Source organism: Streptomyces yunnanensis (assembly GCF_029011865.1).
In the GTDB taxonomy this organism is placed as follows: domain Bacteria; phylum Actinomycetota; class Actinomycetes; order Streptomycetales; family Streptomycetaceae; genus Streptomyces; species Streptomyces yunnanensis.
Window position 1 is genome coordinate 2,922,698 of sequence record NZ_CP095749.1, and the last position, 13,465, is coordinate 2,936,162.

The 13,465-nt window shown below is 75.3% G+C and carries 12 protein-coding genes; 3 read left to right on the top strand and 9 right to left on the bottom strand.

The window, feature by feature from the left end:
• Nucleotides 1-122: 122 nt before the first annotated feature.
• The 4 genes from MOV08_RS12625 to miaA form a co-directional block, all read right to left on the bottom strand.
• A complete protein-coding gene (locus MOV08_RS12625; protein WP_275307528.1) occupies nt 123-2,285 on the bottom strand; it encodes a RelA/SpoT family protein in 2,163 nt (720 codons plus the stop codon).
• 208 nt (nt 2,286-2,493) lie between these two features.
• Nucleotides 2,494-3,372, bottom strand: a complete 879-nt coding sequence (gene dapF, locus MOV08_RS12630) for a diaminopimelate epimerase (protein WP_275307529.1) — start codon at nt 3,370-3,372, stop codon at nt 2,494-2,496.
• 96 nt (nt 3,373-3,468) lie between these two features.
• Entirely contained in the window at nt 3,469-4,023 is a 555-nt protein-coding gene (locus tag MOV08_RS12635; RefSeq protein WP_039632129.1) for a hypothetical protein, read from the bottom strand.
• A 109-nt stretch (nt 4,024-4,132) separates the two neighbouring features.
• Complete coding sequence (gene miaA, locus MOV08_RS12640) at nt 4,133-5,071, bottom strand: tRNA (adenosine(37)-N6)-dimethylallyltransferase MiaA (protein ID WP_039632131.1); 939 nt, start codon at nt 5,069-5,071, stop codon at nt 4,133-4,135.
• A 181-nt stretch (nt 5,072-5,252) separates the two neighbouring features.
• On the opposite strand from miaA, the gene MOV08_RS12645 reads away from it, so the two are divergent.
• Nucleotides 5,253-5,699: a hypothetical protein gene (locus tag MOV08_RS12645; RefSeq protein WP_275307530.1), complete on the top strand. Its 447-nt coding sequence runs from the start codon at nt 5,253-5,255 to the stop codon at nt 5,697-5,699.
• A gap of 157 nt (nt 5,700-5,856) precedes the next feature.
• Here the strand turns inward: MOV08_RS12645 and MOV08_RS12650 are convergent, their stop codons facing one another.
• The 3 genes from MOV08_RS12650 to MOV08_RS12660 form a co-directional block, all read right to left on the bottom strand.
• Nucleotides 5,857-6,579, bottom strand: coding sequence for a class III extradiol dioxygenase subunit B-like domain-containing protein (locus MOV08_RS12650; protein WP_039632133.1), 723 nt, complete (start codon nt 6,577-6,579; stop codon nt 5,857-5,859).
• Between the two features lie 61 nt (nt 6,580-6,640).
• Nucleotides 6,641-8,149, bottom strand: coding sequence for a tRNA (N6-isopentenyl adenosine(37)-C2)-methylthiotransferase MiaB (gene miaB, locus MOV08_RS12655; protein WP_039632135.1), 1,509 nt, complete (start codon nt 8,147-8,149; stop codon nt 6,641-6,643).
• A gap of 91 nt (nt 8,150-8,240) precedes the next feature.
• A complete protein-coding gene (locus MOV08_RS12660; RefSeq protein WP_275307531.1) occupies nt 8,241-8,858 on the bottom strand; it encodes a maleylpyruvate isomerase family mycothiol-dependent enzyme in 618 nt (205 codons plus the stop codon).
• Between the two features lie 118 nt (nt 8,859-8,976).
• On the opposite strand from MOV08_RS12660, the gene MOV08_RS12665 reads away from it, so the two are divergent.
• Together MOV08_RS12665 and MOV08_RS12670 are read left to right on the top strand one after the other, a co-directional pair.
• Nucleotides 8,977-9,915, top strand: a complete 939-nt coding sequence (locus MOV08_RS12665; protein ID WP_039632139.1) for a LysR family transcriptional regulator — start codon at nt 8,977-8,979, stop codon at nt 9,913-9,915.
• 48 nt (nt 9,916-9,963) lie between these two features.
• Nucleotides 9,964-10,956 carry a TAXI family TRAP transporter solute-binding subunit gene (locus tag MOV08_RS12670; protein ID WP_275307532.1) on the top strand — a complete coding sequence of 331 codons (993 nt, stop codon included), beginning with the start codon at nt 9,964-9,966 and terminating at the stop codon, nt 10,954-10,956.
• A gap of 164 nt (nt 10,957-11,120) precedes the next feature.
• Here MOV08_RS12670 and MOV08_RS12675 read toward each other — a convergent pair whose 3' ends face one another.
• Both MOV08_RS12675 and MOV08_RS12680 read right to left on the bottom strand, forming a co-directional pair.
• A complete protein-coding gene (locus MOV08_RS12675) occupies nt 11,121-12,536 on the bottom strand; it encodes a sensor histidine kinase (protein WP_275307533.1) in 1,416 nt (471 codons plus the stop codon).
• Nucleotides 12,537-12,551: 15 nt separating this feature from the next.
• The gene (locus tag MOV08_RS12680; RefSeq protein WP_039632144.1) at nt 12,552-13,295 is read right to left on the bottom strand and encodes a response regulator transcription factor; all 744 of its coding nucleotides are present in this window, start codon (nt 13,293-13,295) and stop codon (nt 12,552-12,554) included.
• Nucleotides 13,296-13,465: the final 170 nt, after the last annotated feature.

Here is a 13,465-nt window from a genome sequence, read left to right on the forward strand (position 1 = left end):
CAGCGCGGCCCGCCCGCCCGTGGACGGCACGGCTGGACGGCACCCGAACGAGCGGCTGCTCGCCCGTCCGCTTGCGCTCGCGCGCGCGTTCTGCCGTCGGACGGGCGGGTTCCGGGAGCGGGTCAGCAGTTCCCCGTGCGCACCGCCGCGGCGGCCCGGACCACGTCGAAGACGCCGGGTACCTGGCGCATCGCGCGCATCAGGGAGGGCAGTCCGGCGGCGTTGGGCAGGTGGAGGGTGTAGGTGTGCCGGACCAGTTGCTCGTGCGGGGGTTCGACGGCGGCGGAGACCACCGCGGCGCCCTGGGCGGCGATCGCCTCGGTGAGGTCGGGCAGCAGGTGCGGCCGGCTGAACGCCTCGGCCAGCAGCGTCACCCGGCAGCCGTGGCCGCCCTTGGCCGCGCCCCGCCAGCGCACCCCGACCGGCTGCCGGCCCATCGCCGCCATCCGGGCCACCGCCGGACACAGGGCGCGGTGCACGGTGACCGTGCCGCCGCGGACCGCGAAGCCGGTGACGGTGTCCGGCGGCACCGGGGTGCAGCAGCCGGCCAGCCGGACGGTGGCGCCGGGCAGGTCGGCCAGCACCAGGCCGGAGGCGGCCCCGGCGCGGTCCGGGCCGGCCGGGCGGTGGGCCGGCACCCGGCGGCGTTCGCCGTGCCTCCCGGCGGGCGCGGCGGGCGGTTCGCCGGTGCCCTGGGACCGGGCCAGCCAGCGGGAGATGGCGAGTCGGGCGGCGGGGGTGCGGGTGTGGTCGAGCCACTCCGGCGAGGGTCCGGCGGAGTCCTGGGCCATCAGCAGGTGGAGGTTGTCGCCGTCGTGCAGGACGGTGCCGAGCGTGGCGAGGCGGCCGTTGACCCGGGCGCCGATGCAACCGTGCGCGGCCTCGCCGTGCTTGGCGTACGCCGCGTCCACGCAGCTCGCCCCGGCGGGCAGCCCGATGGTGCCGGCCGGGCCGTCCGCGGCGGCGTCGGTGCAGAAGACGGTGATCTCGCGGTCCTGGGCGAGGTCGTCGCGGAGCGAGGTCCAGAAGGTGTCGGGGTCGGGGGTGGTGCGCTGCCATTCCAGGAGCCGGTCGAGCCAGCCGGGGCGGGTGGGGTCGGCCCGTTCGCCCTCGGGTGCGTCCGCGCCGTCGGTGGGGGCGTAGGGGTTGCCCAGCGCGATCACCCCGGCCTCGGCGACCCGGTGCATCCGGTGGGTGCGGATCAGGGTCTCGGCGATCTCGCCGGTCGCGCCGCCGACGGCGGTGTGCAGCGACTGGTAGAGGTTGAACTTGGGGGCCGCGATGAAGTCCTTGAACTCCGAGACCACCGGGGTGAAGCAGGTGTGCAGCTCCCCGAGGACGGCGTAGCAGTCGGCGTCCTCGGCCACCAGGACCAGCAGCCGCCCCAGGTCCGCGCCGGAGATCCGGCCGCGCGCCAGCAGGACCCGGTGCACCGAGACGAAGTGCCGTGGCCGGACGAGGACTTGGGCGTCGATGCCGGCGTCGGCCAGGATCGTCCGGGCCCGGACGGCGATCGCGGTCAGCGGGTCGGGGTGGCCGCCGTACTTCTCCACCAGGTGCCGGGTCTCGGCGTACTCCTCGGGGTGCAGGATCGCGAAGACCAGGTCCTCCAGCTCGGTCTTGAGCGCCTGGACGCCGAGGCGTTCGGCGAGCGGGATCAGCACGTCGCGGGTGACCCCGGCGATCCGGGCCTGCTTCTCCGGGCGCATCACGCCGAGGGTGCGCATGTTGTGCAGCCGGTCGGCGAGCTTGATGGACATCACCCGGACGTCGTTTCCGGTGGCGACGAGCATCTTGCGGAAGGTCTCCGGCTCGGCCGCCGTGCCGTAGTCGACCTTCTCCAGTTTGGTGACGCCGTCGACCAGGTAGCAGACCTCGGTGCCGAACTCGGCCCGCACCTGATCCAGCGTCACCTCCGTGTCCTCGACGGTGTCGTGGAGCAGGGAGGCGGTCAACGTCGTGGTTTCCGCGCCCAGTTCGGCGAGGATCAGGGTGACCGCGAGCGGGTGGGTGATGTACGGCTCGCCGCTCTTGCGCATTTGGCCGCGGTGCGAGGACTCGGCGAGTTGGTACGCCCTGCTGAGGGTGTCCAGGTCGGCGTCGGGGTGGTGGTGGCGGTGCACCTTGGCGACGTGTTCCAGGGCGTCCGGCAGCCCGTCGCGGGGGGCGGGGCCGAGGAGTGCGGCGCGACCGATGCGGCGGAGCCCCCGGAGCGCCGGCCCGGGGCGGCCGCGCCGGCGGTCCGCTGCTTCAGGGTTACCAGGGTTCGTGGCCTCTGCGCTCATGGGCACCTCCGGCGGCGTCGACCGGCGGTGGGACGCCGTCAGTTCGGGCGCCTGGGCCGGTGCTTGATGCTACCGAGCCCATCACGCAGTGCTGTCCGCCTCTCGCTCAGCGTGAAACGGATCACCCATTCGAGGGAACTTTCTGGCCGGAATCGTTTCTCCTCGCCGAAACCGCTTCCCCTGGGCGAGGGGCGTGCTCCGGCGCCCGTCAGCCGGCGAGCGCGCCCGCCAGCCACTCCGGCGCGAAGGTGCCCTCGGCCACGATCACGGCCGGACCGGTCATCTCGACCGTGCCGTCCGGCAGCTCGGTGATGGTCAGGCTGCCGCCCAGCACATCGACGACGTACGTCACCGGGGTGCCGGTCGCGGCCGGGTCCAGGCCGTCCCGGCGGGCCGTGGCGACGGCCACCGCGCAGGCGCCGGTGCCGCAGGAACGGGTCTCGCCGGCGCCCCGCTCGTGCACCCGCATCGCCACGTGGCGCGGGCCGCGGTCCACGACGAACTCGATGTTCACACCGTCCGGATACACCGCGGCCGGGCCGAACTCCGGCTGTTCCCGCAGCTCACCGGCGTGCGCCAGGTCCTCGACGAACGCGACGGCGTGCGGGTTGCCCATGTTGACGTTGCGGGCCGGCCAGCTGCGCCCGCCGACCTCGACCACCACGCCGTCCTCGGGGAGCACGGCGCGCCCCATGGAGACGGTCACGTCGCCGGTCTTGGCGAGGTGCACCCGGAGCACCCCGGCGCGGGTGGCGATCGCGAGGTCGCCGGCCTCGACCAGCCCGGCGTGCAGGAGGTAGCGGGCGAAGACCCGGAGGCCGTTGCCGCACATCTCGGCGATCGTGCCGTCGCCGTTGCGGTAGTCCATGAACCACTCGGCGTCGTCGGCCATCGCCCGCGCCTCCGGGTGCGCGGCGGACCGCACCACGTGCAGCAGCCCGTCGCCGCCCACCCCGGCGCGGCGGTCGCAGAGCCGGGCGACGGCGGTCGCGGGCAGGTCGATCCGGCCGTCCGGATCCGGGACGATCACGAAGTCGTTCTCGGTGCCGTGGCCCTTGAGGAAGGCGATGCGCTGCGTGCTGGTCACCCCTGAATCCTACGGGGAGGGCGGAGCATCGGCCGGTCGGGGCCGGGCCGCGGCGGACGCCGGGCCGCGGCGGGCGCCGGGCCGGGGAGCGGGGCCTCAGCGGAGGCGGGCCACCCGCCAGATCGCCAGCGCGGCGAGGACGGCGACCACGGCCGCGTACAGGAGGACCACCCGCCAGCTGGCGCGGCGCCCGGAGCCGCGGACCGGGAGGCCGGGCCAGGTGTGGCCGACCCGGCGGGCCGCCATCATGCCCGCGCCGGCGGCGCAGCAGCACAGCAGCAGGCCGAGCATGGCGATCACCGCGCCGCCGTCGCCGCCGAACTCGAAGGCCAGCGGGAAGGCGAACATCAGCGAGCCGACGGCGGCCAGCGCCACTATCGGGGCGAGCTGCCACAGCCGCAGCCGCCGGGGCGGGCGCAGGTCGCGGAAGGACTCGCCGCCCTCGGGGGCCTGGCCGGGCTCCGCGTCGGGGCCGTCCGAGGCGTCGAGGGTGGCCGGGTGGCCGTCGGGGATGCCGTCTTCGGGCGTGTGGAGGCGGTCGTCCGGCTCGGGGCGGGCGTCGTGCACGGCCGGGTCGTCCTCGGCCTGCGCCGCCGCCCCGGCACCGTCCCGGTCCGGTTGTTGGGCTCGGTTGCGAGGGCCGGCCTCCATTGCCACGCGCCCTCCCCACTGCCAGCTTGCACGCCTCGATCGATGGTCGATGATGACACGCCCTCAGGGGCCCGGATGACGGCCGGAGCGTCCCGATGCCATGACGTGATCAGGCTGTGACCGGTCGTTCGAGCAACGCCAGTGCCAGGGACGGGAGGTCGGCCCGTCGGTCGGCGGCGCCGCTGAGCCAGTGGACCCGCGGGTCCCGGCGGAACCACGAGTCCTGACGGCGCGCGAAGCGCTTGGTGGCGCGCACCGTCTCATCGCGCGCCGCCTGCTCGGTGCACTCCCCCGCCAGGTACGCCAGGACCTGCTGGTAGCCGAGCGCCCGCGAGGCGGTGAGGCCCTCGCGCAGCCCCTCGGCCTCCAGTCCGCGCACCTCGTCGACCAGGCCGGCCTCCCACATCCGGTCGACCCGCGTGGCGATCCGCTCGTCGAGCTCGGGGCGCTCGACGTCCACGCCGATCTGCAGGGTGTCGTAGACCGCTTCGTGGCGCGGGAGGTTGGCGGTGAACGGGCGGCCGGTGAGCTCGATGACCTCCAGGGCGCGCACGATCCGGCGGCCGTTGCCGGCCAGGATGGCGCGGGCCGCCTCCGGGTCGGCGGCGGCGAGCCGGGCGTGCAGGGCACCGCTGCCCTGCTCGGCGAGCTCGGCCTCCAGGCGGGCGCGCACGGCGGGGTCGGTGCCGGGGAAATCCAGAACGTCCAGGGCACCGCGGACGTAGAGGCCGGAGCCGCCGACCAGGACCGGGGTGCGCCCCTCGGCCAGCAGCCGGTCGATCTCGGCGCGCGCCAGCCGCTGGTACTCGGCGACGTTGGCCGCGCGGGTGACGTCCCAGATGTCGAGGAGGTGGTGCGGAACGCCCCCGCGCTCCTCGGGGGTGAGTTTGGCGGTGCCGATGTCCATGCCGCGGTAGAGCTGCATCGAGTCGGCGTTGATCACCTCACCGCCGAGGTGCCGGGCGAGCGCGACGCCCAGATCGGACTTTCCGGCCGCGGTGGGGCCGACGACGGCGATGACCCGCGGAGCGGGGGCGACGGTGTTCACCCCGTCAGTCTCGCAAACCTCCCGGTGCCATCTCGAACGAGCGACGTGACGGGGCACGGACGGCATCGTTGCCTGAAGCGAGATCCCGAACGCCGGTGCGCTGCCGGGGCCCGTCGGGCGGCGCAAGGGGACGCTCCGGGCGATGAGGGATTTCGCCCACATGAGGAGCGTAGGAGCAGTTATGGGCGTGTTTTCGCGGTTCCGCCGGCGCAAGTCCGACGCGGCGGAGGAGGGTGCCGCGGTGGCGGAGGCTGCGGCGGAGGAGACATCGGGGGCGGACGGGGCCGCCGACCCGGAACCGGCCGAGACCGCGGCGCAGGCGCCGGCGGAGACGGCAACGGAGGCGGCGGAGGCACCGGAGGACGCCGCGGGGGACCCGGCGGCGGACGGCGCGGTGGAGCCGCCCGAGGAGGCGGACGACACGGCGGAGGAGGACGCGGCGCAGGGCGCCGGGGGCACCGAGGAGGGGGCGGAGCAGGCCGCCGCGAAGCCGGACGACACGGCGGCGGACGGCGCGGAGCCGGCGTCCGCCGGGACGGGCGCCGCAGACGGTGCCGCCGGGATCCCGCGGCAGCAGGCCGCGGAGCCCGCGGTGGACAGCGAGGCGGGCGGCGGCACGCGGAAGTAGCCGACCGTCGACAGCCGCGGCGCGGCGGACGCGGGGCGCTCCGGCTCCCCCGGGTCCGCCGCGCCGCGGCGTGCGCGGCCGGAAAGGCACGAACCGCCGGACACGCAGCGAACGACGCCGGTACGCCCGAGCCGCTAGACCGCCCGGCCGCGCGGGATCACGTCCAGGCCGCCACCATGTAGCCGACGCCGTACGGGGCCTCCTCGCGCAGCAGTTGGCCGCGCAGCCCGGCGCCCTCGGCGGCGCCCGCCAGGACCTGCCAGCAGGACCGTCCGGACGCGAGCAGGTCGGCGGCCAGCCGGTCGTCCAGGGCGGCCAGCGCGGTGGTGTCGGCGGTTCCCAGGGCGCGGGCCGCGTCGGCGTCGAACGCCTCGGCCCGCTCGTCGAAGTAGCCCGGCGCCTTGATCGAGCGGCGGGCGCTGCCGTCGCCGAGCACCAGGAGCGCCACCCGGGACGCGGACCCGGCGAGTTCCCGGCCCAGTGGGCGGCAGCGGTCGCCGGGCAGCCGCTCGGCCACCCCCAGCGCCTCCACGGGCGCGTCGGACCAGGCCGTACGGGACAGCAGCCAGGCGCCGACGGCCAGCGACGGCGGCAGCTGCGGCCCGGGCACCGGCGCCGCGCCGTCGGCGGCGGCCAGCGTCACGTCGAGGTCCACCCCGAAGCCGCGGAACGAGCCGGGGGCGCCCTGCGGATACCGTCCCTCGCCGCTCTCGTCGGCGGCCGGGCCCAGCACGACCAGCCGGTCGGGCCGGGCCGCGGCGAGCACCCCGACGGCGTCCAGGCAGGCGGCGCGCACCGGGTCCAGCTCCGGTGCGGCACCGGCGGCGACGTCGGGGACGAGCAGCGGCGGACAGGGGCAGATGGCGGCGGCAACGAGCATGCACGCAGCGTAACGCCCGGGCCGCCGCGCAGGGCCGCCGGTCGGCCGGGAGCGGCCGGGGTCAGTCGCAGCCGCAGCCGGGCGCGGCTGCCGGCAGCGGCGCGGGGACGCCGACCTTCGGCAGGCCCAGCAGCACCCCGGCCGGCTTGGCGGCCTCGGTGGCCTGCCGCTTCTCCCAGGCGTCGCCGGCGCGGGTGCGGCGCACGTCCAGGACCGGGCCCTCGGCGAGGAGGTGGTGCGGGGCGGCGTAGGTGACCTCGACGGTGACCACGTCGCCGGGGCGCACCGGCTCGTCCGGCTTGGTGAAGTGCACCAGGCGGCTGTCGGCGGCGCGGCCGGAGAGCCGGTGGGTGGCGTCGTCCTTGCGGCCCTCGCCCTCCGCGACCATCAGCTCCAGGGTGCGGCCGACCTGCTTCTTGTTCTCGTCCCAGGAGATCTCCTCCTGGAGGGCGACCAGGCGCTCGTAGCGGGCCTGCACGACCTTCTTGGGGATCTGGTCGGCCATCTCGGCGGCGGGGGTGCCGGGGCGCTTGGAGTACTGGAAGGTGAACGCCTGGGCGAACCGGGCCTCGCGGACGACGTGCAGGGTCTGCTCGAAGTCCTCCTCGGTCTCGCCGGGGAAGCCGACGATGATGTCGGTGGTGATCGCCGCGTGCGGGATGGCGGCGCGCACCTTCTCGATGATCCCGAGGTAGCGCTCCTGGCGGTAGGAGCGGCGCATCGCCTTCAGGACGGTGTCGGAGCCGGACTGCAGCGGCATGTGCAGCTGCGGCATGACGTTGGGCGTCTCGGCCATCGCCGCGATCACGTCGTCGGTGAAGTCGCGCGGGTGCGGGGAGGTGAAGCGGATCCGCTCCAGCCCCTCGACCTTCCCGCAGGCCCGCAGCAGCTTGCTGAACGCCTCGCGGTCGCCGATGTCGGAGCCGTAGGCGTTGACGTTCTGGCCGAGCAGGGTGATCTCGGAGACGCCCTCGGCGACCAGCGCCTCGACCTCGGCGAGGATGTCGCCGGGGCGGCGGTCCTTCTCCTTGCCGCGCAGCGCCGGGACGATGCAGAAGGTGCAGGTGTTGTTGCAGCCGACGGAGATGGAGACCCAGGCCGCGTAGGCGCTCTCCCGGCGGGTCGGCAGCGTCGAGGGGAACGCCTCCAGCGACTCGGCGATCTCGACCTGCGCCTCTTCCTGGACGCGGGCGCGCTCCAGGAGGACCGGCAGCTTGCCGATGTTGTGCGTGCCGAAGACGACGTCCACCCAGGGCGCCTTCTTGACGATGGTGTCGCGGTCCTTCTGGGCCAGGCAGCCGCCGACCGCGATCTGCATGCCGGGCCGCCGGGCCTTGGCCGGCGCGAGCCGGCCGAGGTTGCCGTACAGCCGGTTGTCGGCGTTCTCGCGCACCGCGCAGGTATTGAAGACGACGACGTCGGCGTCGCCCTCGTCGGTGCCCTCCGGGGCCCGTACGTAGCCCGCGTCCTCCAACAGGCCCGAGAGCCGCTCGGAGTCATGGACGTTCATCTGGCACCCGTAGGTGCGCACCTCGTACGTTTTCACTTCGGCCCCTGCTCCACCGGCCACGTCGTTACCGCTCACCCGTCCAGGGTACGGGCTCCCGCCGGGGTGCTCTGCGGCCGTGGTCGCGGGGCGCGACCACGGGGGCGGCACGCGCTCAGGCCGTGGCGAAACGGGACCGCGCCTCGCCGTGCAGCCGGCCCGGTGGGAGCTTCCGGCCGAAGGCGACCATCAGGAGGTCCTGGGCGGCGCCGCGGAGCGGGGTCCCGGTGCCGTAGGACCAGTCCAGGTCGTCGGCGCGCAGGGCGACGCCGTCGAGGTCGGCGCCGAAGAACTTCGCGCCGCGCGGGGTGATGCCGGCGAGCAGGACCCGCAGCCGGTCCTCGGGGACGCGGCGGTCCAGGCCGAGCGGGACGGCGATGTCGAGGCCGTGCACGACGTCGTGGCCCAGGGCCGACTCGAAGCCACCGACCGGTGGGGTCCAGGGGTGGTGCGCGTTGTCCCGCAGGGCCGCGGTGAGGGCGGCCGGCGAGAGGGTGGCGGCGTCCTTGCGGGCGCAGCGGTCGGTCATCCGGTGCAGGCTGCCGCGGGCCTTGAGGAGCTCGGCGGCGATCTTGGGGAAGGAGTAGCGGAAGCCCAGCGACATGTGGGCCGCCACCTCGCGGACCCGCCAGCCCGCGCACAGTGAGGGCGCGTCCCACTGCTCGGGCGAGAGGGCGTCCAGCAGGTCGGCAAGCTCGCGGCGTTCGGCGGCGATCGCGGCGCGGATGTCCATGGTTGCTCCCCGGGTCCGGGTCCGGCCTGGTATGCGGTGGGCCGGTCGGTTTCCAGGATCTTGGCGGCGCGACCATAAGTCCAAGAGTTTGATCTTCTCGCACCTAGAATTCCTGGTTATGGAACTTCGACAGCTCCAGTACTTCGTCGCGGTGGCGGAGGAGGCCAACTTCACCCGGGCCGCGGCCCGTCTGCACCTGGCCCAGCCGGGCGTCAGCGCCCAGGTCCGGCAGCTCGAACGGGAGCTGGGGCAGCCGCTGTTGGACCGCTCCGGCCGGTCGGTGACGCTGACCGAGGTGGGCGCGGCCGTGCTGCCGTACGCGCGGGCCGCGCTGGCCGCCGTCGAGGGCGTGCGGGAGACCGTGGCGGAGTTCACCGGGCTGCTGCGCGGCCAGGTCACCCTCGGGCTGGTGTCGGGGGCCGACGCGGTGCGGGAGGCCGAGGCGGTGTCGCTGCTGGCGGACTTCCACGACGCCCATCCGCAGGTGGACATCGCGCTCACCGAGGACAGTTCGGAGCGGATGCTCGCCGCGCTGCAGTGCGGGGAGTTGGACCTGGCGCTGCTCGGGACCGCTGACGCGGAGCCGCCGCCGGGGCTGGCGTTCCAGATCGTCGTGGACCAACCGCTGGTCGCGGCGGTCGCCCCGGACGATCCGCTGTTGGCGGACGCGGACGGCGGGCGGATCCCGCTGACCGCGCTGCGCGGCCTGCCGCTGATCAGCCTGCCGCGCGGCACCGGGAGCCGCGCGGCGCTGGAACGTGTCTGCGCCGACGCGGGGTTCCGGCCGCGGATCGCCTTCGAGGCGGCGGCGCCGAAGCTGCTGGCCGGGCTCGCGGCGCGCGGCCTGGGCGTGGCGGTCGTGCCGGCCGGCGCCGCGGCGGGCGCCGGCGGGCTGCGGACGCTGGAGTTCCGCGGAGCCCGTCCGCGGGGCCGGATCGCGCTGGCCTGGCGGGCGGACGGGCCGGCCGGGCCGGCGGCCCGGGCGCTGCTGGAGCGGCTGCGGGGGGCCTTGGGGACGGCGCCCCGGCCCGGTGACCGGACGGCGGCCGAGACGTGACCTTCCGGCCCCTCCCGTAGGGGCGTGCGGACTGGCAGGATCCGGCCCATGGCGATCCTCCCCCGCCCCGGCCGCCGCCGGGCGCTGACCGCGGCGTCCGCGGCCCTGGCCCTCCTCGGGCTGGTGCTGTGGTGCGTGCAGCCGGGCGGATCCGCCACGCCCCGGGGCCGGGTGACGCTGGCCACCGGCGTGCCGACCGGGGTGTACGCGCGCTACGGGGAGCTGCTGAAGGACGATCTCGCGCGGGACCTGCCGGAGGTGGACCTGCGCCTGGAGCGGAGCGAGGGATCGATCGACAATCTGCGCCAACTGGCCACCGGGCGGGCCGGGTTCACCATCGCCACGGCGGACGCGGTGGCGGCCTACCGCGACCGGCGGGAGCCCGGCGCGGACCGGCTGCGGGCCTGCGCCCGGCTCTACGACGACTACATGCAGCTGGTGGTGGCCCGGGGGTCCGCGGTGCGCTCGGCCCGCGACCTGCGGGGGCTGCGGGTGGGGGTCGGCGCGGACGGGTCGGGCGTCCAGCTGATCACCCGGCGGCTGTTGGAGGCGGCCGGCCTGGACTTCGGGACGGACATCGTCCCGGTACGGGTGGGCATCGACCGGATGCCGGGCATGTTGGAGCACGGCGAGCTGGACGCGTTCTTCTGGTCGGGCGGGCTGCCGACGCTGGCGGTGCAGCGTCTGACGCAGCGGTACCCGGTGCGGCTGGTGCAGCTGGGGGACCTGATCCCGGCGTTGCACCGGCAGGGCGAGCGGACCCGTTACTACCGTGCGGCGGTGATGCCGGCCGACGCCTATCCCCGGGTCCAGAACGGGCAGGCGGTGAAGACGATCGCGGTGGCGAACCTGCTGGTGACCACGGACCGGGAGGACGCGGCGCTGACGTTCGGGATCACCCGGACCGTCATCAACAGCCGGGACGCGATCGGCCACGAGGTGCACGCGGCGCAGAACGTGGACCTGCGCACGGCGGTGTTCACCGATCCGCTGCCGCTGCACACCGGGGCCCGGGACTACTACGTCTCGGTCAAGCAGTGAGCGGAGCGGCGGGAACGGCCGGGAGCGGCGGGGGCGTCGCCCGGTGTGCGGCGAGCGGGTCGGTGCGTGCACGGTGCAATGCCGTGATTGCCTCGGTGCAATGAGCGGCGCAATGAGCCGCGCCAGAGGTCGCGCGATGCGGGGTGCGCGATGCCGCGGACCGGTCAGGGCGCGCTGCGCGGCACGGAGACGGTGACCGTCAGGCCGTGCGGCGGGTGCGGCGCGTAGGCGATGGTCGCGCCGCCGGCGGCGAGCAACGTGCGGGTGATCGACAGGCCGAGGCCGGAGCCGGAGACGTTCTGGTGCCGGCCGCTGCGCCAGAACCGGTCGCCGATCCGGGCCAGTTCGTCCTCGGCCAACCCGGGTCCGCGGTCGGCGACGGTGATCGTGACGCGTTCGCCGTCGGGGGTCACCGCCACCGCGACCGGTTCACCGGCCGGGGTGAACTTCAGGGCGTTGTCGACGACCGCGTCCAGGGCGCTGGAGAGGGCGACCGGGTCGGCCCATCCGGTGACCGCGGGGCGCCCCTCGTAGGCGAGGCGGACGCCCTTGTCCTCGGCCAGCGGGCGCCAGGCGTCGACGCGTTCGGCGGCCAGCGCCGCGACGTCGGTGAGCTGGAGGTCGGCGGCGGCGTGCTCGGCGAGCGCCAGGTCGAGGAGGTCGTCCAGGACCCGGGCGAGCCGTTTGCCCTCGGTGCGGACGGAGGCGATCTCCTCGTTGCCCTCGGGGAGTTCGAGGGCCAGCAGCTCGATCCGCAGCAGCAGCGCCGACAGCGGGTTGCGCAGCTGGTGGGAGGCGTCGGCGACGAAGGCGCGCTGCTGTTCCAGGACGTCCTCGACGTGGTCGGCCATCTCGTTGAACGAGCGGGCCAGCCGGCGGAGTTCGGGCGGCCCGGCGGTGGCGGCGACCCGGGCGTTCATCCGGCCGGTGGCGATGTCGTGGCTGGCCGCGTCGAGCACCCGGACCGGGCGCAGCACCCAGCCGGTGAGCCGGAACGCCGCGGCGACGGCGACCAGCATGGCCGCGCACTCCCCGGCCGCGATCAGCAGCCAGCCGTGCAGGATGCGCGCCCGCATCCGGCCGGTGGGCGAGTCGGTGACGACCACGGCGACCACGTCGCCGTCCCGGATGACCGGCGAGGCGACCGGGATCCGGCCGGCGTCGTCCCAGGGCCAGATCTGGTGCGGGTCGTGGCTGCGGCGGCCGGCCAGCGCCTCGCTGAACGCCTGGGCGCCCTCGCCGCCGGTGGGCACCGTCAGGTCCTGCGGGGCGGCGGCCATCGGGGTGCGGTCGCGGTAGAAGACGCCGGCCCGGATCCCGTAGAGCTCCTCATAGCGGGTGAGTTCGGCCCGGAGGGTGGCCAGCCGCTCGTCCTCCTCGGGGGTCTTGCTGCCGGCGTCGGCGCTGGGGCGGGCGGTGACGAACTGGGCGAGGGAGGCGAACCGGGCGGCGTCGTCGATCCGGTCGACGACCACCTTCTGCTGCTCCACCCCGGCGGTGATCACGCCGAGCGGCACGCCGAGCGCGAGCAGCACGCCGGCCATCAGCACGATGAGGAGCGGGAGGAGTCGGGTGCGCACGGGGCCGGGCAGCCGTCAGGGGGCCGGCGGCCGGCCGTCCGGCGCGGGGCCGGCGGCCGGGGCGACCAGGCGGTAGCCGACGCCGCGGATCGTCTCGATCAGCGCCGGCATGCGGAGTTTGGCGCGGAGCGAGGCGATGTGCACCTCCAGCGTGCGGCCGGTGCCCTCCCAACTCGTCCGCCAGACCTCGCTGATGATCTGCTCCCGGCGGAAGACCACCCCGGGGCGCTGCGCGAGCAGGGCCAGCAGGTCGAACTCCTTGCGGGTGAGCGGGACGACCGTGCCGTCCACGGACACCTGGCGGGTGGGGAGTTCGACGGCGAGCGACCCGAGCCGCAGCGGCTCCCGGGGGACGCTCTCCTCGACCTGCTGGTCGCCGCCGGTCCCTGCCGCGCCGGTGCGCCGGCTCACCGCGTGGATGCGGGCCAGCAGTTCGCCGGTGTCGTAGGGCTTGACGACGTAGTCGTCGGCGCCGAGGTTGAGGCCGTGTATCCGGGAGCGGACGTCGGAGCGCGCGGTGACCATGATGACCGGGGTCGCGGAGACCTTGCGGATCCGGCCGCACACCTCGAAGCCGTCCTGGTCGGGCAGCCCGAGGTCGAGCAGCACCACGGCGAACGGCTCGGCGTCGTCGGGCAGCAGCGCCTGCAGCGCCTCCCCGCCGCTGCGGGCGTGCACCACGGTCAGGCCGTGCCGGGACAGCACCGCGGACAGGGCCGCGGCGACATGGTCGTCGTCCTCGACGAGCAGCAGTCTCATCGGGCCCTCCTCTCGGTACGCGTACGGGCCACAGGGCATCTACGGCGATGGGTGGCCCACCCGTCAAGAGGCCGCCACCTCCGGTCCGCCATCCGTTACCCACCCGGTACCCCCCGGGGACGTACCGTCAGTATTCGCTCGCCGCCCCGCCCGCCTGCCCGTTCACGCTA

Excerpts from the sequence above, each read along its gene's own strand:
- MOV08_RS12625 (WP_275307528.1), bottom strand. The coding sequence starts at position 2,285 with ATGAGCGCAGAGGCCACGAACCCTGGTAACCCTGAAGCAGCGGACCGC.
- MOV08_RS12635 (WP_039632129.1), bottom strand. The coding sequence starts at position 4,023 with ATGGAGGCCGGCCCTCGCAACCGAGCCCAACAACCGGACCGGGACGGT.
- MOV08_RS12645 (WP_275307530.1), top strand. The coding sequence starts at position 5,253 with ATGGGCGTGTTTTCGCGGTTCCGCCGGCGCAAGTCCGACGCGGCGGAG.
- MOV08_RS12650 (WP_039632133.1), bottom strand. The coding sequence starts at position 6,579 with ATGCTCGTTGCCGCCGCCATCTGCCCCTGTCCGCCGCTGCTCGTCCCC.
- MOV08_RS12660 (WP_275307531.1), bottom strand. The coding sequence starts at position 8,858 with ATGGACATCCGCGCCGCGATCGCCGCCGAACGCCGCGAGCTTGCCGAC.
- MOV08_RS12665 (WP_039632139.1), top strand. The coding sequence starts at position 8,977 with ATGGAACTTCGACAGCTCCAGTACTTCGTCGCGGTGGCGGAGGAGGCC.
- MOV08_RS12670 (WP_275307532.1), top strand. The coding sequence starts at position 9,964 with ATGGCGATCCTCCCCCGCCCCGGCCGCCGCCGGGCGCTGACCGCGGCG.
- MOV08_RS12680 (WP_039632144.1), bottom strand. The coding sequence starts at position 13,295 with ATGAGACTGCTGCTCGTCGAGGACGACGACCATGTCGCCGCGGCCCTG.